General features: G+C 63.4%; 9 protein-coding genes, 1 other RNA gene and 3 pseudogenes. 10 read left to right on the top strand and 3 right to left on the bottom strand.

What is annotated here, in order from left to right; genetic code table 11:
- Positions 1-33: 33 nt before the first annotated feature.
- Positions 34-1674 (top strand): chaperonin GroEL, encoded by a 1641-nt coding sequence (gene groL / locus ABQZ00_RS17810; RefSeq protein WP_115512709.1) that lies wholly within the window; start codon positions 34-36, stop codon positions 1672-1674.
- Between the two features lie 160 nt (positions 1675-1834).
- Here the strand turns inward: groL and ABQZ00_RS17805 are convergent, their stop codons facing one another.
- Positions 1835-2752, bottom strand: a complete 918-nt coding sequence (locus ABQZ00_RS17805) for a LysR family transcriptional regulator (RefSeq protein WP_323538574.1) — start codon at positions 2750-2752, stop codon at positions 1835-1837.
- 112 nt (positions 2753-2864) lie between these two features.
- Between ABQZ00_RS17805 and ABQZ00_RS17800 the strand changes: the two genes are divergently transcribed.
- From ABQZ00_RS17800 to ABQZ00_RS17780, 5 genes are all read left to right on the top strand, one after another.
- The gene (locus ABQZ00_RS17800) at positions 2865-3791 is read left to right on the top strand and encodes an alpha/beta hydrolase (RefSeq protein WP_323538575.1); all 927 of its coding nucleotides are present in this window, start codon (positions 2865-2867) and stop codon (positions 3789-3791) included.
- A gap of 195 nt (positions 3792-3986) precedes the next feature.
- The gene (locus ABQZ00_RS17795) at positions 3987-6368 is read left to right on the top strand and encodes a beta-glucosidase (protein ID WP_323538576.1); all 2382 of its coding nucleotides are present in this window, start codon (positions 3987-3989) and stop codon (positions 6366-6368) included.
- A gap of 339 nt (positions 6369-6707) precedes the next feature.
- On the top strand, positions 6708-7595 hold the full coding sequence (yghX, locus tag ABQZ00_RS17790; protein ID WP_055853116.1) for a YghX family hydrolase: 888 nt from the start codon (positions 6708-6710) through the stop codon (positions 7593-7595).
- Positions 7596-8340: 745 nt separating this feature from the next.
- Positions 8341-11154, top strand: coding sequence for a TonB-dependent receptor plug domain-containing protein (locus ABQZ00_RS17785; RefSeq protein ID WP_311239402.1), 2814 nt, complete (start codon positions 8341-8343; stop codon positions 11152-11154).
- Positions 11155-12002: 848 nt separating this feature from the next.
- Positions 12003-13076 carry a 3-deoxy-7-phosphoheptulonate synthase gene (locus ABQZ00_RS17780; protein WP_055853104.1) on the top strand — a complete coding sequence of 358 codons (1074 nt, stop codon included), beginning with the start codon at positions 12003-12005 and terminating at the stop codon, positions 13074-13076.
- Positions 13077-13654: 578 nt separating this feature from the next.
- On the opposite strand, the gene ABQZ00_RS17775 is transcribed toward ABQZ00_RS17780, so the two are convergent.
- Positions 13655-13798, bottom strand: a complete 144-nt coding sequence (locus ABQZ00_RS17775) for a hypothetical protein (protein WP_323538577.1) — start codon at positions 13796-13798, stop codon at positions 13655-13657.
- Between the two features lie 230 nt (positions 13799-14028).
- Positions 14029-14220, bottom strand: a pseudogene (locus ABQZ00_RS23885) (propionyl-CoA--succinate CoA transferase); the annotation flags it as partial.
- A 299-nt stretch (positions 14221-14519) separates the two neighbouring features.
- On the opposite strand from ABQZ00_RS23885, the gene ABQZ00_RS17765 reads away from it, so the two are divergent.
- From ABQZ00_RS17765 to ABQZ00_RS17755, 4 genes and pseudogenes are all read left to right on the top strand, one after another.
- Positions 14520-16697: a translocation/assembly module TamB domain-containing protein gene (locus ABQZ00_RS17765; RefSeq protein WP_323538579.1), complete on the top strand. Its 2178-nt coding sequence runs from the start codon at positions 14520-14522 to the stop codon at positions 16695-16697.
- Positions 16698-16869: 172 nt separating this feature from the next.
- Positions 16870-16945: non-coding RNA, sX9 sRNA (locus ABQZ00_RS17760), on the top strand.
- A gap of 219 nt (positions 16946-17164) precedes the next feature.
- Positions 17165-17527, top strand: a pseudogene (locus ABQZ00_RS23880) (hypothetical protein); the annotation flags it as partial.
- 294 nt (positions 17528-17821) lie between these two features.
- Positions 17822-19609: pseudogene (locus ABQZ00_RS17755) on the top strand (hypothetical protein); the annotation flags it as partial.
- Between the last annotated feature and the right edge of the window lie 137 nt (positions 19610-19746).

Genomic DNA, 19746 nt, shown 5'->3' with positions numbered 1-19746 from the left:
TTCCCTATTCCCCATTTCCGGAGTTACATACAAATGGCTGCTAAAGACATTCGTTTCGGTGAAGATGCACGCAACCGCATGGTGCGTGGCGTCAACATTCTTGCCAATGCCGTCAAGGCGACCCTGGGCCCGAAGGGCCGCAACGTCGTGCTCGAGAAGAGCTTCGGCGCCCCGACCATCACCAAGGACGGCGTCTCCGTCGCCAAGGAAATCGAACTGGCTGACAAGTTCGAGAACATGGGCGCGCAGATGGTGAAGGAAGTCGCTTCGCGCACCAACGACAACGCTGGCGACGGCACCACCACCGCCACCGTGTTGGCTCAGGCCCTGATCCGCGAAGGCGTCAAGGCTGTGGCTGCCGGCATGAACCCGATGGATCTGAAGCGCGGTATCGACCAGGCCGTCAAGGCTGCGGTCGTCGAGCTGAAGAACCTGTCCAAGCCGACCACCGACGACAAGGCGATTGCCCAGGTCGGCACCATCTCGGCCAACTCGGACGAATCGATCGGCAACATCATTGCCGAAGCGATGAAGAAGGTCGGCAAGGAAGGCGTGATCACGGTTGAAGAAGGTTCGGGCCTGGAAAACGAGCTGGACGTGGTCGAGGGCATGCAGTTCGATCGCGGCTACCTCTCCCCGTACTTCATCAACAACCAGCAGAGCCAGTCGGCCGACCTGGACGACCCGTTCATCCTGCTGCACGACAAGAAGATCTCCAACGTGCGCGACCTGCTGCCCGTGCTGGAAGGCGTGGCCAAGGCCGGCAAGCCGTTGCTGATCGTCGCTGAAGAAGTCGAAGGCGAAGCGCTGGCGACCCTGGTGGTCAACACCATCCGCGGCATCGTCAAGGTCGTGGCCGTCAAGGCACCGGGCTTCGGCGACCGTCGCAAGGCGATGCTGGAAGACATGGCCGTGCTGACCGGCGGCACCGTGATCTCCGAGGAAGTGGGTCTGGCGCTGGAGAAGGCCACGATCAAGGACCTGGGCCGTGCGAAGAAGGTGCAGGTCTCCAAGGAGAACACCATCATCATCGACGGTGCTGGCGATTCGGCCGCGATCGAGTCGCGCGTCGGCCAGATCAAGACCCAGATCGAAGACACCTCGTCCGATTACGACCGTGAGAAGCTGCAGGAACGCGTGGCCAAGCTGGCCGGTGGCGTTGCAGTGATCAAGGTCGGCGCATCGACCGAAATCGAAATGAAGGAAAAGAAGGCACGCGTCGAAGACGCCCTGCACGCCACCCGTGCAGCCGTCGAAGAAGGCGTGGTCCCGGGCGGCGGTGTGGCCCTGGTGCGTGCGCTGGTGGCCGTCGGTAACCTGACCGGTGCCAACGAAGACCAGACCCACGGTATCCAGATCGCCCTGCGCGCCATGGAAGCCCCGCTGCGCGAAATCGTGGCCAACGCCGGCGAAGAGCCGTCCGTGATCCTGAACAAGGTCAAGGAAGGCACCGGCAACTACGGCTACAACGCCGCCAACGGCGAGTTCGGCGACATGGTCGAATTCGGCATCCTGGACCCGACCAAGGTCACCCGTTCGGCGCTGCAGAACGCAGCCTCGATCGCCGGCCTGATGATCACCACCGAAGCCATGGTGGCCGATACACCGAAGAAGGACGAGCCGGCAATGCCCGGCGGCGGTGGCATGGGCGGCATGGGCGGCATGGATTTCTGATCCAGCCGGCTCACGCCGACACGCAACACCGCAGTCAAAAGGAGCCCCGCAGCGATGCGGGGCTCTTTTTTTGCGTGCACCGCGACGCTCATCCCGCTTGCATGCCGATGCGCTATCAGTGGCGCACGTAACGCCAGGCGCAGCAGCCATGGTCAGCCGCTCACTGACTGTTTCCGCCCGGTGGATCCGCTCTCCATGCGTCGCTCAGCAGGTCGATAAACCGACGGATCTTGGGCGACAGGTGACGCTTGCTCGGATAGACGACACGGATAGGCTCAGGAGCGGGCTCGAATGTTTCCAAGATCCTGACCAACGTTCCCAATGCGAGGTCATCTCGGATGAGATAGTCGGGAAGTTGGGCGATGCCCAGCCCTGCACAGGCTGAACGTTGCAAGGCTTCCCCACTATCCATGACAAGTCTGCTTGCACCCGAAAAGGATGTATCGCTTTTTCCAGTTCGGAACGTCCACGGTCTTGGGCGCCCTTCGTCTAGAAAGAAACAGCAATGATGCTGAGCCAGGTCGGATGGAGTTTCTGGCGCGTTGTGCTTCGCTAGGTAACTGGGCGATGCACACGCCACCATGCGTTGGTGCGTGACGGTTCGACTGAAGATGCGCGAGTCTTCGCGTGCAGGTCCGGTGCGCACTGCAATGTCGATACCATCTTCAATCAGATCCACAAAGCGATCGGAATACTGCACAACTGCGCTGACGTTTGGCCAGGTGTCGATGAACTGCTCCACTACCGGAAGCACATACCTCACTCCCAGTGTTACAGGAACACTGATGGCTAGGCGGCCATACGGGGCTTCCGAACGAAGCGCCATCGCGGTCTCTGTTTCCTTCAGATCCTCAAGGATCAGAGAGCTTCTCGCATAGAGAACGTGCCCATCGTCCGTCAGGCTCAAGCTCCTTGTCGTCCGGTTCAACAGACGCATACCCAGTCTTTCCTCCAGACGAACAACCCGCTTGCCAACGGCCGAGCGCGTCAACCCCAAACGTTTGGCGGCCAGCGTGTAATTACCGCTATCAACGACTGTAACGAACGCGACAATGTCGTTGATGTTCGTGAGTTCCATCGAGGCCTCTAGGGATTGATCACCGGATCAGTGGGGAAACACATTCCCCAATCATGCACCTAATCTTGGCATACCGGTTTTCAAGAACCAATGATCGACTGAGGGAGCTTCTGTGAACGAGAACGTCAAGGCAAGCATCAAAGAGTGGGCTCAGAGCTTGGCAGAACTTGCCCCGGTAGTGACCGGGGAAAACAAAGAACTCACGATGAAAGAAATCCGCGACAGTTACGTAGACATGCTGGCCGAGCAGTTGCCGCCAGCAGACGTGAGTTTCGAGAAGATCGATCTGAACGGCGTGCCCGCGACACTGGTGACTCCGGCAACGCAGAACACCGATGCCGTCCTGTTTTATATTCACGGCGGGGCCTATATCGTCGGTGCGCCCGATGGATATCACGGAATAGGCGGCAATTACGCGCAGATGCTGGGTGCACGGGTCTACATGCCCGATTACAGGCTTGCACCCGAGTATCCTTTTCCCACGCCAATTGACGACACGCTAGCGGCCTATAAGGGACTTCTTGCGTTGGGCATCCCAGCCCAAAAAATCGTTTTCGCCGGCGAGTCGGCTGGCGGCGCGATGGTGGTTTCCGTCATGGTGGCGGCACGCAACGCAGGCTTGCCTCTTCCTGCAGCCGGCACTGCGATTTCGCCTTGGGCAAATCTGGAGCACACCGGGGCATCGGTCACCAATCGCGAAGGACTCGATCCGCTGAATACCGGAGCGGGATTACGCTTCTTGGCTCGCACCTTCTTGGGCGATGCATTGCCGAATCATCCGATGGCATCTCCTGTGTTTGCCGATGTCACTGGCCTGCCACCGATCCAGATTCAGATCGGCGAGAACGAGTTGATGTTGAGCGACGCGATGCGCCTGGCGACTCATCTGGGCGACAACCGTGTCCGCGTCGATCTTGAAGTCTGGCCGGGCATGTTCCATGCGTGGCACTTTTTTGCAAACGCACTTCCAGAGGCTCGCCAAGCACTTGCGAGCTCAGTGCGATTCTTGAATGCGCAGCTCGAAAAGACTTCAAGCTAACGCTGTAAGGATGACCTCGCAGAAGATGCATGCTTGCAATCGACTGATGCTGCTGTTTCAGCACGCTGCTATCGGCGAAAAAGCCGGTAGCAGAGCGGCGTTGGATAGGAGGTTGCTGGCAAGTTGGCGTGACGCTGAGTGGCCAATTACCTTCACCATCCGCTGTTATGCGATGTCTGAGTCATCGATCTTTCATTGACTGCCAAGCGCGAAAGCTTCGCCTCGGTGACAAGCGATCCGCTGCTCGTGCGACGTACCCATTTGAGCGCAGCGCTTCATCGCATCCACACTTTCAAACATTTATCTTTCCAGAAAATTTTCAGGACTTCTGTCTTGCACAGCCCATCTCGCAGCGATACGCCTGAAGGCACGGACAACGCTCCCATTGTCGGTGAGGAGCATGTTCGATCGGCTTGTGCGGACGCGCAGCAATTCCCTTGGTCTGATGCAAGCCTGCCAGCAGAGGTGCGCGCGTGGCTGGTGGTTCAGGCGATGACCGAGGACGAGAAATTTGCATGGTTGTCCGGGCCAATGGCAATTCCGATTGCAGGCAGTGACAAACCGGAAGGTGCGCTCGGATCAGCGGCCTACTACCCGGCAGTGCCGCGTTTGGGCATTCCTGCGCAACAGCAAACCGATGCAAGCCTGGGTGTAGGCAATCTGGCCAATGTGCGTCCTGGCGACAACGCCACAGCGCTGCCGTCGTCGTTGTTGCTGGGCGCGACCTTTAATCCAATCATGGCGCGCGAAACGGGCGCGATGGTTGGGCAGGAAGCCAGGGCCAAAGGGTTCAATGTGCAGTTGGCGGGCGGGGCGAATCTGGTACGTGAGCCACGTGGTGGACGCAACTTCGAATATGTCTCCGAAGACCCGCTGCTCACTGGTGTGATCGCTGGCAACTCCGTTGCTGGTATTCAGTCGCAAGGCGTGGTTTCGACTGTCAAACACTTTGCGCTCAACCCGCAAGAAACCGGGCGCGTGGTGGTGAACTCGCACATCGCCGATCAGGCGCTCCACGAGTCGGATCTGCTGGCATTCAAAATCGCGATTGAGATTGGTGAACCAGGCGCCGTGATGCCTGGCTACAACTTGGTCAACGGAGAGTGGGCCAGCGAAAATGCCTACCTCATCAACACCGTATTGAAGGGGGAATGGGGCTATCCGGGTTGGGTGATGTCCGACTGGGGGGCGACACACTCGGTGGAGAAGGCCGCACTTGCCGGGCTGGATGTTCAATCCGGAGCGAACTTGGACCCTGAACCCTATTTCGCCGAACCGCTGCGAACCGCCGTTAGCAATGGCTTGGTCCCCCAATCGCGTATCGACGACATGGTGCACCGTCAGCTGCGTAGCCTTTTTGCTGTCGGCGTCATCGACACTCCGCCCAAGCCAGGCGCCGCGATCGACTACGCCGCGCATCGCCTGTTGGCGCAGCGGTCCGCTGAGCAAGGCATCGTATTGCTCAAGAACAAGGCAGATGTACTGCCACTTTCGAGAGGCGCTAACCGCATCGTCGTCATCGGCACGCAGGCGGACATCGGCGTCGTGGCGGGCGGCGGCTCGTCTGCCGTCGCTCCGATCGGCAGCGTGACCACGCCGGGCTTCGAGTTCATGGGAACGATGATGGAGAAGGTCTACCATCCCAGCTCGGTCTTGAACGCCATCAAGTCCGAAGCCTGCGCGGCGCAGGTTGTTTATGTGAGCGCGAACGATGCAGCCGCGGCCGTCACAGCGGCGCATGGTGCCGATGCGGTCATCGTCGTTGCCGAAGAATGGCGCTCGGAAGGTCAAGATGCCCAAGGTCTCTCGTTGCCTGATGATCAGGATGCATTGATCACTGCCGTGGCCAAGGCCAACGCAAACACCGTGGTCGTGCTGATCTCAGGTGGCCCGGTCACGATGCCTTGGTTAGACGACGTCGTTGGCGTGGTCGCAGCGTTCTATCCTGGCCTAGGCGGCGGAGAGGCCATCGCTGGCATCTTGTTTGGCCGCGTCAACCCTTCCGGGCGCCTCCCCATCACGTTCCCACAGAGTGTCGAACAGTTGCCGCATCCTGAGCAGCGAGATCCGTCGACCACGACGTCCAATCCGGGGGAGCCGATCAAGGGCGAGATCTTCTGCATGGATTACAACGTCGAGGGCGCCGACGTAGGCTATCGCTGGTTCGACGCGCGCTCGCTAACACCGCTGTTCCCGTTCGGATACGGGTTGTCGTATACGCGCTTTGAAGCCCATGACTTTCACGTGAGTGACGAAGGTGGCAGGTTCGTCGCTCGCTTTGTTGTCAGCAATTCCGGCGACCTGACCGGAGCGTATGTAGCGCAGGTGTATGTGGCGGGCGAGGGCGTGATTAAGTTTCCAAAACGGCTTTGTGCCTTCGAGCGCGTCGAGCTTGCGCCGGGTGAGAGCAAAAAGTTGGAACTTGAGATCGATCCAAGATTCTTCGCCAGGTTCGACACCGCAGCGCGTCAGTGGGCGATTTCGGAAGGCACATACAGCGTTCGCTTGGCGGACAACGCAGCCGATCCGGGGAAGTCTATGTCGTTGAACGTGAGCGCTCGCAACGTCAAGCCTTAGAAACACAAAGGTGCAAATCGGCGACTGTGGTCGCAGGCCGAACAAACGCCCCTAGCAAGCCGGCTACGGCACCCGCAACGCGCGTGCTTGTTTCCCGCACCGAGCAGCGCTGGGATCCAATGCTGTTTGTGGTCGGCGCCTGGTCGGGCACAGTGCCTTCGGGTACTGGACAGCCACGACACATCCGACCGCGTGCTAGCCGTGCACGGGTCCTGCCGCAGTAGCACGCAAGCCGTTGTCGGGAGGGACCTGCAGACCAAGTGAAGGCGGCGTCGGCGCAGACCGTATGCTGCCTGGCGTGATCGCCCAGCTCGCCAGTCCAGCTCCAGGAGAACGCCGATGCCCCGTCTGACCGCCCAGGATGTTCATCCCGCACTGCTCGAGCTCTACGATGGCTATGTGCACGGCACGCTGAGCCGGCGCGAGTTTCTTGATCGCGCGGCCGCTTTTGCGGTGGCAGGGTTGAGTGCGGCGGCGATCCTGGAATCGATGAGTCCCGACTACGCGCTGGCCACCCAGGTGGAATTCACCGACCCGGACATCGTGGCCGAGTACATCCGGTATCCCTCGCCCAACGGGCATGGCGACGTACGTGGCTATCTGGTGCGTCCGGCCAAGACCGGCGCGCCGGTGCCGGGTGTGGTGGTGGCGCACGAGAATCGCGGGTTGAATCCGTATATCGAAGATGTGGCGCGGCGCGTGGCCAAGGCCGGCTTTGTCGCGTTGGCGCCGGATGGCCTGAGTTCGGTCGGCGGGTATCCCGGTAACGACGAGAAGGGCCGCGCGTTGCAGCAGCAAGTCGATCCCACCAAGCTGATGAATGATTTCTTCGCCGCCGTGGAGTTCTTGATGCGCCGCGAGAACAGCACCGGCAAGGTCGGCATCACCGGCTTCTGTTATGGCGGTGGGGTGGCCAATGCAGCGGCCGTGGCCTATCCCGAGTTGGCCGCTGCCGTGCCGTTCTATGGCCGTCAACCGACCGCCGAGGAGGTCGCACGCATCCGTGCGCCGTTGCTGCTGCATTACGCGGCGCAGGACGAGCGCGTCAACGCCGGCTGGCCGGCCTATGAGGCCGCGCTCAAGGCACAGCACAGGGTGTACGAGGCCCATCTCTACCCTGGTACCAATCACGGCTTCCATAACGATTCCACGCCGCGCTACGACAAGGCCGCCGCCACGCTGGCGTGGGACCGCACCATTGCGTGGTTCCGCCGCTATCTGGCCTGAGTCGATGGCGCGCGTCGCCGTGCGGCGTTCGTTGCCCGGGCCCAGCGCCTGCACCCTGGCGTAGCCGCTCGATGCGGGCACATTAAGGCTGTGAGGCATCGGGTTGTCGCGACGACGCCAGACTGCCGGCAGAAGCGACGCACCGGCATTGCCGACTGCTGAGCTGTCAGTCTCCTGGTCTGTGTGCGCGTCTCGTGCGCACTGTCAAACGCCAAGCGATCAGGAATCAATCGAACCTTGTCACCCAGAGGACAGGCGAACAGGCGAACAGGCAAGCCAACCAAACAGCCAACCAAACAGCCGACCAAGCAGCCAACCAAGCAGCCGACCAAGCAGCCGACCAAGCAGCCGACCAAGCAGCCGACCAAGCAGCCGACCAAGCCGAAGCGTGCGACGCATCCCCTGCGGAGTGCGCCGCACTTCGCGCAATCGCGATACGAGCGCAAGCGTGTCCAGTGGGTTCGCAAACCCAGGACCGCGATGCCGATCACACTTGCGTGACAGTGTGTTGACACCGATGTCATCGCAGCTCTAGCGTCGCTGGGCAGGCGTTTGCGCCGCGTGGTCGGGGGGCCATCGGACAAGGGGCGGCGGTGCATGCATCGCTGGCAGACGTCGTTGCAGCGCACTGCCACGCCGGCCGCGTCCGGCTTCTCCCGGGGATCTTATGAACTGCCGCAGTCATCGTCTTGCCTTGTCGATTTCCGTATCTCTTGCACTGACGGCTGCCGCAGCGCCGCCGCTCATGGCCCAGCAAACCGAGCCGGACACACCGCGCGCTACCTCCACGCTGGACGCGGTCAGCGTCACTGGCTCGCGCATCAAGCGCGCGCAGGTCGAAGGCGCGCAGCCGGTGGTCACCATCTCCGCGCAGCAGATCCAGCAGGAAGGTTTCGCCACCGTCTACGACGTGCTCAACAGCATGAATCAGCAGGGCTCGGTGGAAGCCGATACGCAATGGGGCTCGCACACGCCCAACGCCTCGCCGATCAATCTGCGCGACCTGGGGCCGGGGCGCACCCTGCTGCTGGTCAATGGCCACCGCGTCGCCGATTACCCGCTGCCTTACGGCGGCGAAAGCAACTTTTCCAACTACAGCAATATCCCGTCCGCGGCGGTGGAGCGCATCGAGATCCTCACCGGCGGCGCCTCGGCGATCTACGGCTCGGATGCGGTGGCCGGCGTGGTTAACGTGATCCTCAAGCGCGACTACCAGGGCGACCAGGTGCGCCTGCGTGGCGGCACTGCTACCGAAGGCGGGCGCGACAGTTTCGATGTGTCGTGGGCGGGCGGACGCACCGGCGAAAACTGGAGCGTGACCTACGCCCTGCAGGCCACGCGGCGCGACCCCTTGAGCGGCCGCGATCGCCCGGAAATGGACGATTCGGACGACATGTCCTATTCCAACTGGACCGGCCAGAACCGCCTGTATGGCTTCAATCCATTCACTGGCCTGAGCCTGGTCGATGCCAACACCAACCAGCGTCTGGCGCCGCCTGCGGGCACCTGCGCGCGCTTCGGCGGCGAGTTCGTCGATGCGCAGCGGCTGAGCTACGACCAGAACAGCGGCGCGCTCACCAATACCGGCAATTATTGCGGCGTGGCGCGCGATTACGGCGACTGGGGCCTGGTCACCGGCAGCGAAGATTATTCGGCCTATCTCTACGGCACCTGGAAGTTCGGCGAGGCCACCGAGGCCTGGGCCACGCTGTCGGCCAACCGCAGCATCGGGCGCTGGACCTACGACCCGCCATACGCGTATCTGGGCCCGTTCCAGGACGCGGCCACCGGGCGTTCGTTGAACCTGATCCGTCAGCTCACCCGGCGCGAAGCCGGCGGCTGGGACCGGCTGGCCAACTACAACAAGGAACAGTCCTGGGATCTCAGCGCCGGCCTGCGCGGGGTCTGGGCTGACCGTTTCGATTGGGAGTTGAGCGTGGGCCGCTCGCGCTACACCGTGGACGAATACATCCGCACCGTGGATACCGCGCGTGCCACCGAGTACTTCCTCGGCAGCCCCACCGGCACCGCCGCCGATGGCTCGCCCATCTACGCGATCAACGAAGCGCGCCTGTACGCGCCGCTGTCGTCGGACCAGTACGACGACCTGGTCGCCAAATCGCACAACGCTGCGTATTCGTGGGTAAATCAGGCCAGTTTCAGCCTCAGCGGCGATCTGGTGCAGGGCTGGGCCGGCCCGATCCGCTTCGCCACCGTGGCCGAAGTCGCCAAGCAGGGCTATCAACTGTCGCCGGACCCGTGCGCCAACGAGTGCTACCCGGTGGATGTGGTCGATAGCGGCGGTGGCGAACGCGTGCGAAGCTCGGCCGGCCTGGAATTCCAGATCCCGTTGCTGTCCACGTTGAGCGCGAATGTGGCCGGTCGATACGACCGCTATGGCAGTTACCGGTCGTCGGCCGCCATCGCCACCGATGTCGGCACGCAAAGCGATACCACCTGGAGCGCGGGGTTGGAATGGCGCCCGGTCGAGAGCCTGTTGTTGCGTAGCACGCTGGCCACCAGCTTCCGCGCGCCGGACATGCACTACGTGCTCGGCGAACCCAGCTCCACCAACCAGACCGTGATCGATCAATACCGCTGCATTTCCTCCGGCGCCTACCTCACCGGCGGCTGCAACGACGAAAACAACGATATCTACTACACCGTGGATGTGAATCGTCGCGGCACCCCGGATCTACGCTCGGAAACCGGCCGCTCGTTCACCGGCGGGGTGGTGTGGGATATCGCGCAAGGGTTGTCGCTGAGCGTGGATTACTACCGCATCCAGCTGGAGGAAATGATCAAGGATCTGGACCGCGACGAGATTCTGTCCGCCGAAGCCGGCTGCCGCACCGGCACCACTGTCAGCGGCGGCGCCTGGAACAATCCCGGCGGTGCGGGCTATTGCGACACCATCACCTCGCGCGTGGTGCGCAATGCCGACGGCACCATCGCCAGCATCGAGCGCGGCCCGATCAACCTGGCGCAGATGGAAACCTCCGGCATCGATGCATCGCTGAAATATCGCCTTGCCACCGCCGGCTGGGGCAACTTCCAGCTGTCGCTGGATTACAACAACCTGATCGCCTATCGCGAACAGATCTACCGCACCGACAGCGACGAAAACCGCCGCGACGAACGCGTGCGCAGCCGGGTGCGTGGCAGCGTGCATTGGGACAACGGCGGCGCCTGGGACTGGACGGTGTACTTCCGCCGGCTTGGCTCGATGCGTGCGGTCAATTGGGGCACCTGCGCGCGCTTCGACGATGGCTACCAGCCCAGCGCATCGGACCAATGCCTGGTAACCGACACCGCCAATGTGCATCTGGGTGAGAGCAGCAAGCGCTACTTCGGTCGTGTGGGCCCGGCGATCTACTGGAACCTAAGCACCGGCTACAAGATCACCGACCACGCCAAGGTCAACTTCTACGTCAACAACGTGTTCAACGAAGTGGGTTACGAGAACAAGGAGCGCTTCTACGGCTACGGGTTCTACAACACCACCCTCTTCAACCCGATCGGCCGCGAAGTGGCAGCGGAGTATGTGTTTACGTTTTGAGTGATGTGGTTGCTGCATGCACACCACGTCACGGCATGATCGCTGTGGCGTGGTGCGCGGTGGCGCGGTCGATCAAGCTAGCGCGATGCTGTTTGGTGCAAGCATCGATAGCGTGCGCGGCAATGCAGTGAACAGCGGCTGCAAGGTGCAAGCGGACGCGGCGCATAGCAGTGCAATGACGATCGGCTGCAACCCGACATTAGACGGGCCGCAGTGCAGCGCTCGCGTGGATACGGATAGCAATTCCATGCTGGAGGAACGAGGGGTTGCTGGTGGCGGTGCCGTTGCTCAACTGGCATCTGGCGAATATATGTGTCGTTGCCCGCAGCGAGATACGAATTTGGAACGCTATGTACGATCTGCTGAGTGTCACGACGCATCTGCATCCACGCATCGGATGTCGGACAAGCGGACTTGCGTACCAGTGCGTTAATCGTTCCGCCGCAGCTACGGACCGCAAGCTTTATGAAACAGCCGCGCCAAAAGGGCTGGTCGCACATCGCTCATCGATTGCGTCGCGCCACGCCGTCGTGGTCAACGAGGGATATGCCGGTGGGCCTTTCTCGCGTCCCGGCAGTGCATCGACTGCGATAGGGCGCACGTCCGTTGCCGATGAAACAGTGGCAACACGCAAAAACGCGTGGTATCAATGCATCCCATGAACGCACCCCGCAGCCAGTTTTATTTTTGGTACTACGGTTTTCCGATGCCGCTGGCGGAGGAAGGATTGCGCTCACCCTGAAGGAAACTTCAGCAGCATTCCCGAAAAGCCGCCAGCGCACACTGGCGGCTTTTTTGTTGCCGCCTCGCCTGGCTCCCCGATGCAACCGCCGACCCGAGACACTGTTATGCCGCCTGTGACCGATGACCTGCGTATCCGCAAGATCGAAGCCCTCGCACCGCCTTCGCAGCTGCTGTCGCTGCTGCCCTGCGATGAGCGCGCCTCCGAAACCGTCACCAACTCGCGCGCCGCGCTGCACGAGATCCTGCATGGGCGCGACGACCGCCTGGCGGTGGTGATCGGGCCCTGCTCGATCCACGACCCGGTCGCGGCGATGGAGTACGCGCACCGGCTGCGCCCACTGCGCGAGCAGTTCGGCGATGCGCTGGAGATCGTGATGCGGGTGTACTTCGAAAAGCCGCGCACCACCATTGGCTGGAAGGGCCTGATCAACGATCCGGACCTGGATGGCAGCTTCCAGATCAACAAGGGGCTGCGCGTGGCGCGCGGCTTGCTGCGCGACATCAACAACCTGGGCTTGCCGGCCGGTGTGGAGTTTCTCGACATCATTTCGCCGCAATACATCGCCGACCTGGTGGCCTGGGGCGCAATCGGCGCACGCACCACCGAAAGCCAGGTGCACCGCGAGATGGCCTCGGGCCTGTCGTGCCCGGTGGGGTTCAAGAACGGCACCGGTGGCGACGTCAAGATTGCGGTGGACGCGGTGGGCGCGGCCTCGCATCCGCATCATTTCCTGGCCGTGACCAAGGACGGCCAGACCGCGGTGGCAGCGACTGCGGGCAACCCGGATTGCCATGTGATCCTGCGCGGCGGCAAGGTGCCCAACTTCGATGCGGCCAGTGTCGAATCGGCCAGCCAGGTGCTCAACACCTCCGGTCTGCCGGCACGGCTGATGATCGACGCCAGCCACGCCAACAGCGGCAAGAATCCCGACAACCAGCCCAAGGTGATCGATGACATCGCGCGGCAGCTGGAAGGCGGCGAGACGCGCATCGTCGGCGTCATGGTCGAGAGCCATCTGGTCGGCGGCCGCCAGGAACTTGTCGCGGGCTGCGAGCTGACCTACGGCCAGAGCATCACCGACGGCTGCCTGGATTGGGACACTTCGGTACAGGTACTGGATCGCCTGGCGACTGCAGTGCGCGCCCGGCGCGCGCGGCGGATTGCCGAGGCTGCGTAAGCGTGCGACATCGCGTTCGCTGACTGATTTCGAGGTTGCGGTTGGTCGGCTGACGGATGCGGCACCAAGTGTCGCCCGGACCCGCATCCGGCGCGACGCGCCACCTTCTCCCGACGGGAGAAGGCCAGGAGCGCTGATTATCCTGAGAGGATGAAAGCAGCGCACATCGACAGGATGAAAGCGCCTTTTGTCCGAGAAAACCAAAGCCACTGTGCCGGCGGGAGATGGTTGGGGTGACGTTGCTACGGTGCGGCGGAAAAAACGCATCCATCGCCTGAGCCGCCACCCGTGCGGCCAAAGAAAAACGCCGGACCGGCGCAGGGAGCCGGTCCGGCGGATTGAACAACACCACCCACTGGTGACCCGTCGCTGCAGTGGCTAGGAGGGAGAGACGTTCTGCACCGCCAGCGAGCGGGTAAGGACGTTATCGCCCCGGGGCATGACCTGCGCATGTCGCTGCGTGGCGCCGGCAGACATGAAGTTCCCAAAGAGTGAAGCAGCGCCGCGGCGATGCTTCACTTGCGTACATCGCTGCACGCATGACCACCCAACCAAATAACCTGTGCATGCATGCAACGTCAGCCCAGCATGTCGCCAGGGTTGAGCCAGCGCTGGCGCCGCGCCAATGACTCAGTCAGCGTATGCGGGGTGTGCGTGCTATCGCCATCGTGATTGGCGCGTGCCACCTGGTGTTCCAGTGCATTGCGATAGCGCGGGGACACGCGATGTAACCCAATAACCTGTGCATGCATGCAACGTCAGCCCAGTATGTCGCCAGGATCGAGCCAGCGCTGGCGCCGCGCCAATGACTCAGTCAGCGTATGCGGGGTGTGCGTGCTATCGCTATCGTGATTGGCGCATGCCATCTAGTGTTCCAGTACATTGCGATAGCGTGGGTACACGCAATGGTCGAGCGACTGGCACGCGTGCTGATTGGGCGTGAGCACGCGCAGATTGGCCACTGCTTGCCTTGTAGGTTCGCCGCTTTGATCCGCTGCGCTATCGCTATCGGCACCGCCTTAAGTGCCGGTGCCGATGAAGCTGCTCATCGCCACGGTCTCGCCGGGCTGGATCAGCGCGGCGAGACCGTGGCAGACACCCGTCGGTCGCGCAGCGGCGCGTACAGGATGCGTTGCTCGGACATGGCGGGCACAGCGGCAACGGGATACCCGTTATCGCCCGCTGCAGGCATCTGGCTGCGTGCGACCTTGATGCAATGGTCACTGGCGTCTGCTGCCAGTGAGCACGCCATCTGGAATCGCTGCGTCCATTGTCAGCCGAACGCGGCCGCGAAGCGTCACTGCGTGTCGCGCATGCAGAGGCTGCAGCGGGCATTCCAGGCCCCCCTGACAGCGCCTTCACGGTGTCGCGCGCCCTCAGCATTCACGCCTCGCCGTCGGCGCACCCCCGATAGTGGCGGCAGACTCTTCCTCGCCTGCGCCCATGCCCTCTCTTCGCGAACGCTTTCAGCGCTGGCCCCGGCCGTGGCGGCTCGCACTGCTGGTGCTGTTGGCGCTGTACGCGCTGTATCTGCTGGCCGGCAATGTGTTTCTCAACACGCCGTTGTTCGATGCCACTACCAACCGGCAGCCGCACAAGTTCACCATGCAGACCGGCCCGGCACTGACGCTGTTCCCGGGCGAGGTGATGGCCTGGAATGTGCGCATGCGCGGGCAGGCCAACCGCACCGTGTATGTCTTCCATGCCGATCGCGCGCATGCACGCATCGCGCTACTGGCCCTGTTCCGGCGTGAGGTCCGCCTGCCGTGGCTGCATGCCACCGGCCTGAGCGCGGAGGTGGAAACCTCCGATACGCCCATCCCGCCGCCGCCACGTGGCGACCAGGGCTGGACCCTGCGCTTCGATGCGATCAGCAGCGACAGCATCCGCAGTGCGCGCGTGGGGAAACTGCTGATCGCAGGCAACGGCCACGGTACGGTCGGCTTTCTGAAACAGCTCAAGGGCGGGCCATCGGAGCTGTTTCCGTCCGAGGCGGGCTTTACCGATGCGGTGGTCAGCTTCGATGGTGTGCAGGTCTTCAATGGCGCGCAGCTGGATGCGCAGTTCCAGTTTCCGCGCCACTACCGCGATGAAGCGCCCGGCCTGCGCAAGCTCGGTATCACCCGTGCGCGCCTGAAGTTGAAGGCCAGTACGGTGGCATTGAAGATCGATACCGGTGCCCCGCACGTGGACATCCGCAGCGGACCATCGGTCGCGCGCGTGGAGGCCGACATTACGCTGGACCGCGGCGCGCTGCAGCCGGGCAGTCACGCGGTGTGGCGGCTGCCGTTGATGGCCGGTGTCGGTGCCACCGACCGCGGCATGTTGGCGTTGCAGCTGGACGTGGCGCAGGACATCCGCGTGCAGGCGCGGTTGCCGCGCGATGCAGACACCGGCAGCGAACTGCACGCCGATCTGCGCATTGCCGGCCGCAGCATTCCCTTCCAGGAGCCGGCGCAGATCTTGCCGCGGCTATCGGGACAGGTGCAGGGGCGCTGGAAGTTCGAATCCTTGAACTGGATCGCCGAGCTGTTCGTGCGTAAGCCGTGGTTTCAGCTGGAAGGCGGCGGCCTTGTAGAAGCCGATCTACGCCTGGCGCAAGGTCGGCTGACCAGTGGCAGTAGCCTGGAGATTCCAAGCGTGGAGGCAGTGGCGCAGGTGTTCGACACGCGTTTGACCGGCATCGCCAGGGCGCGTGGCCGCATCGACGATGCCGCCACCCCGCAGGCGCATCTGGATGTGAGCATTCCCACGTTCCGCGCCGCGCCACGCGATGCGCCCAAGCAGATCCTGCTGGATGGCCGCGACCTGCAGCTGGCCATGCATGGCGATGCGGAACTGGCGCGCCTGCGCGACACGCTCAAGGCGCAGCTGCGTTTCAGCGATGCGAAGGTGCCCGACCTGACGGTCTACAACCGCTATCTGTCCGGTAAAGCCGTGCGCCTGCTCGGCGGCAGCGGCAGCCTGACCGGCGATGTCGCGCTCAACGCGGCCGGCGATGTCGGCAGCGGGCATGCGCATCTGCGTGGGCAGGGCGCGCATCTGGCGCTGGCCGGCGTGCAGATGCGCGGCGATGCCGACCTGCAGGCGCAGCTGCAACGCGCCGACTTCAAGAACAAGTTCTTCGACCTCAGCGGGACGCGCGTGCGTCTGCGCAACATGCGTGTGGGCGAGGACACCGCCGATACCAACTGGTGGGGCGAACTGCAGGTCGGTGCCGGCACCATCCAGGCCAGCGCACCGTTTCAGCTGGATGCCGACGCGGCGCTGCGCATGCGCGATGCCGCGCCGCTGCTGTCGGTCTTCGCGCAGCGGGCCGACTATCCGCGTTGGGTGGTGGGCTTGCTGGATTCGGGCGAGCTCGATGCCACCGGCCGCGTACGCTGGCGTAAGCAGCAACTCACGGTCGACGATCTGCAGGCAGAAAACGCGCGGCTTTCGTTGCGCGCGCGCCTGGCGTTGGACGACGACACGCGGCGCGGCAATCTGTATCTGCGTTGGGGCGTGCTCGGCGCCGGCATCGAACTGGATGGCAAGCAGCGTCAATGGCATCTGGCCGGCGCACGCGAGTGGTACGACAAACAGCCGGGCCTGCTGCCGCCGGTATCCAGGCGGAAGTAAGCGCTCGGCGAAGCGTGCTGGCATGGCGTGATGCTGGGTGTGGTATCCATCTTGGGCGATGCCGTGTAGACCACAGTGCGGGCCGCGCGGCGTGTGCATCAGATGGCGAAGAGCGGCTAACAAAGCGGCTGCGCTCACTGCCAGGCGAGTGCGGGGGATGCTCGGATTCGGCATGGTGCACTCGTACATTCTGGTTCCTGTGCGCCGTCCGGACCCACCTGACGACTGCTTGCTACGGTGTGTTAGCCGCCCTAAGTCGTCCGGTTGCCTGATCAAGCATTGAGCGGAGCGTTCAACGCGTGGCGTCCACGCCAAGCGCCATGCCTCGCGGTAATCATCGCCATCGCCATCGCCATCGCCACGTGCATACGCGTGCGCAGCCATGTGCCCACGATGCGCACCGCACTCACGGTCTGCTTGGCACACTGCGCGGCGCCGCCTGCGCGGTCTTGAAGGAGCCTGACGTCATGACGATGCCTGTTCGCGCCCGCTGGCGCGCATTGCCCCGCGCGCTGCGTTGGCCGTTATCGGCCGTGATCGCGCTGTATGTGGGCTACATGCTGCTGGGCAACCTGCTGCTCAACACCCCGCTCGGGCCGGCAGCGCTCAATCGCAAGCCGGACACCTTCGCCATGCAGTGGGGCCCTGGGCTGACCTGGTGGCCGGGACGGGTGATGTTGTGGGATGTCGATCTGCAAGGCCGCTCCACCCGCAACCGCTGGAGCGTCAGTGCGCAGCGCATGAGCGGGCAGATCCGGATATTGCCCTTGCTGCATCGGCAACTGCTGGTGCCGGAACTGCATGTGCACGGTGTGCGTGCCGGCCTGCAGTTGGCACCGTCCATGGCGGATGCCGTGGGCGCAGCTCCCGCTGCTGCCGCGGTGGGTGCAAAGCCGGCAACCACGACGATGGACGCAACATCGAATGCATCCGCGACCGCTGCACCCGAAGAAGCCGCAGCGAATGCAACGCGCGCGACAGCAACGCCTTCGACAGCAGCAACAGCGACAGCCGCAGAACGTGCGAAGCCGACAGCAACAACAGCAACCGCGTCATCTCCATCGGATCAGGCACGCAATCCGCCAGCCGCTAATCGCCGTGCAAATCCAAACCCCGCCACGCCCGCCTGGACACTGCAGTTCGACCGCATCGATGCCGCGCAGGTACACGCGCTTTCACTGCGTCAATTGCGGATCGAAGGCTACGGCCAGCTACAGCTCGGTCTATTCAAGCAGCTGCGCGGTGGGCCGATGGAACTGTTCCCATCGCGTGCGGTGTTCGATAACGCACGCGTGCAGTGGGGCAAGAGCGAACTGCTGCGCAACGGGCAGCTGCGCCTGGAAGCGAGCATTGCGCGGCATGCGCCCGACCAGGCGCGCGGGCTGGCCTTGCTGCAGCTGACCGATGCGCTGGTGGCGGTACACGGCGACACCGCCGCGCTGGATGTCACCCGCACCGCGCAGGGCCGCCACACGGTGACCACGCGGCCGGGCAAGGGGCGTGCGGATGGCGAGTTGCGCTGGACGCGCGGCGCGTTGCAACCGGGCAGCCAGCTGCACTGGCGTGCGCCGCTGCACGACAGCACGCGCACGCCTGCCGCGTTGTTGGGCGAGCTGGCGGCGCAGCTGCAAGTAGACGACAACATGCGTCTGACCGTGAGCATGCCCGAGCCTGCCGATGCCGGGCTGACGCTGGATGCCGACCTGCGCGTGCAGGGCCGGCAGTTGCCGCTGCAGTCCATACGCGACCTGCTGCCGCGCACCTCCGGGCATGCACGGCTGCATTGGCAGCTGGCGTCGCTCAGCTGGATTCCCGCGCTATTTCCGGATGTGGACTGGCTCACCCTGGAGGGCGATGGCCTGGTCGATGCGGACCTGCGCATCGCGCGTGGCCAGCTCGGTGCCGGCAGCCGGCTGCGGGTGCCGCATGTGCGCGCGCATGTCGGCGTGATGGGGCACGCGATCGATGGGCAGGCCAGTGCGGATCTGCGCGTGGATGCCGATGCCAACGGTCAGCTGTTGCCCGCGCTCGCGCTGCAGATGCAGCAGTTTGCGATCGCCCATACAGACGCACCTACGCGTCCGTTCGTGCAAGGCCGCGATCTGCGTCTGGATCTGCAGACGCGCGCCGATGCACGCAACCTGGCGACATTGCGCGATGCCACGCGTGCGCATCTGGCCTTTGCCAATGCGCGTGTGCCTGATTTGCGCGCATACAACCGCTATCTGCCGCAGCAGCAGCTGCGGTTCGATGGTGGCAACGGGGTGCTTAGTGGCGATCTGCAGATCGAGCCCGGTGGGCGTATCGGCAAGGGCGGATTGCGTCTCGGTGCACGCGCGGCGCGCTTGCAGTTTGCCGGGCTCGCATTGCGTGGCGACGTGGATGCCGATCTGCGCCTGCAGCGTGGCGATCTGCGTGCGGAAAATTTTCGCCTCGATGCCAGTACGGTGCAGCTGCGCAATGTCGGATTTACCGGTCCGGATGGACAGCGCCGCGATGGCTGGTGGGCACGCATCGTGCTGGACGACACGCGTATGCAGTGGCGGCAGCCGGTTGGTGTGGATGGACGCGTGCGCATCCAGGTACGCGACCTGGCGTTTTTGATGGCGTTGTACGCGCGCGACCGCTCCATTCCCAACTGGATGCTGCGGTTGGTGGATGCAGGGCAGGCGCAGGTCGTCGGTCGTGTGCATTGGCAAGGCGATACCGTCATCGTCGATCGACTGCAGGGGCGCAACGCACGTTTCCAGGTCGATGCACGCTTGCGCCTGCAAGGCACGCAGCGCAGCGGCAGCCTGCTCGCGCGCTGGGGTGTAGTGAGTGCGGCAGTCGGTTTGCGCAACGACACTCCCGAGTGGCATCTGCTACGGGCACCGGAGTGGTATCAGGCGCAGCCGGATCTGTTGCGATGACAACCGGACGCGGCAGCGTTGCGTGAAGAAAACTGGGCCAGTTCTGTACCGTCTGGTGTTGTTTTGCAGTGCAGCGTGCAAGTCGGATTCGGGGCGCGCACTATGATCCTGCATCCCGACGTGGGGGAGGGAGCAAA

It is taken from the genome of Xanthomonas sp. WHRI 10204 (assembly GCF_040202875.1).
Classification (GTDB): Bacteria; Pseudomonadota; Gammaproteobacteria; order Xanthomonadales; family Xanthomonadaceae; genus Xanthomonas.
Note: the sequence above shows the minus strand (reverse complement) of the source record. Positions and strands in the feature narration are given on the sequence as shown.

Bases quoted from the DNA above. Each gene is read 5' to 3' on its own strand.
- groL (WP_115512709.1), top strand. From the start codon at position 34: ATGGCTGCTAAAGACATTCGTTTCGGTGAAGATGCACGCAACCGCATG.
- ABQZ00_RS17805 (WP_323538574.1), bottom strand. From the start codon at position 2,752: ATGGAACTCACGAACATCAACGACATTGTCGCGTTCGTTACAGTCGTT.
- yghX (WP_055853116.1), top strand. From the start codon at position 6,708: ATGCCCCGTCTGACCGCCCAGGATGTTCATCCCGCACTGCTCGAGCTC.
- ABQZ00_RS17785 (WP_311239402.1), top strand. From the start codon at position 8,341: ATGGCCCAGCAAACCGAGCCGGACACACCGCGCGCTACCTCCACGCTG.
- ABQZ00_RS17780 (WP_055853104.1), top strand. From the start codon at position 12,003: ATGCCGCCTGTGACCGATGACCTGCGTATCCGCAAGATCGAAGCCCTC.
- ABQZ00_RS17765 (WP_323538579.1), top strand. From the start codon at position 14,520: ATGCCCTCTCTTCGCGAACGCTTTCAGCGCTGGCCCCGGCCGTGGCGG.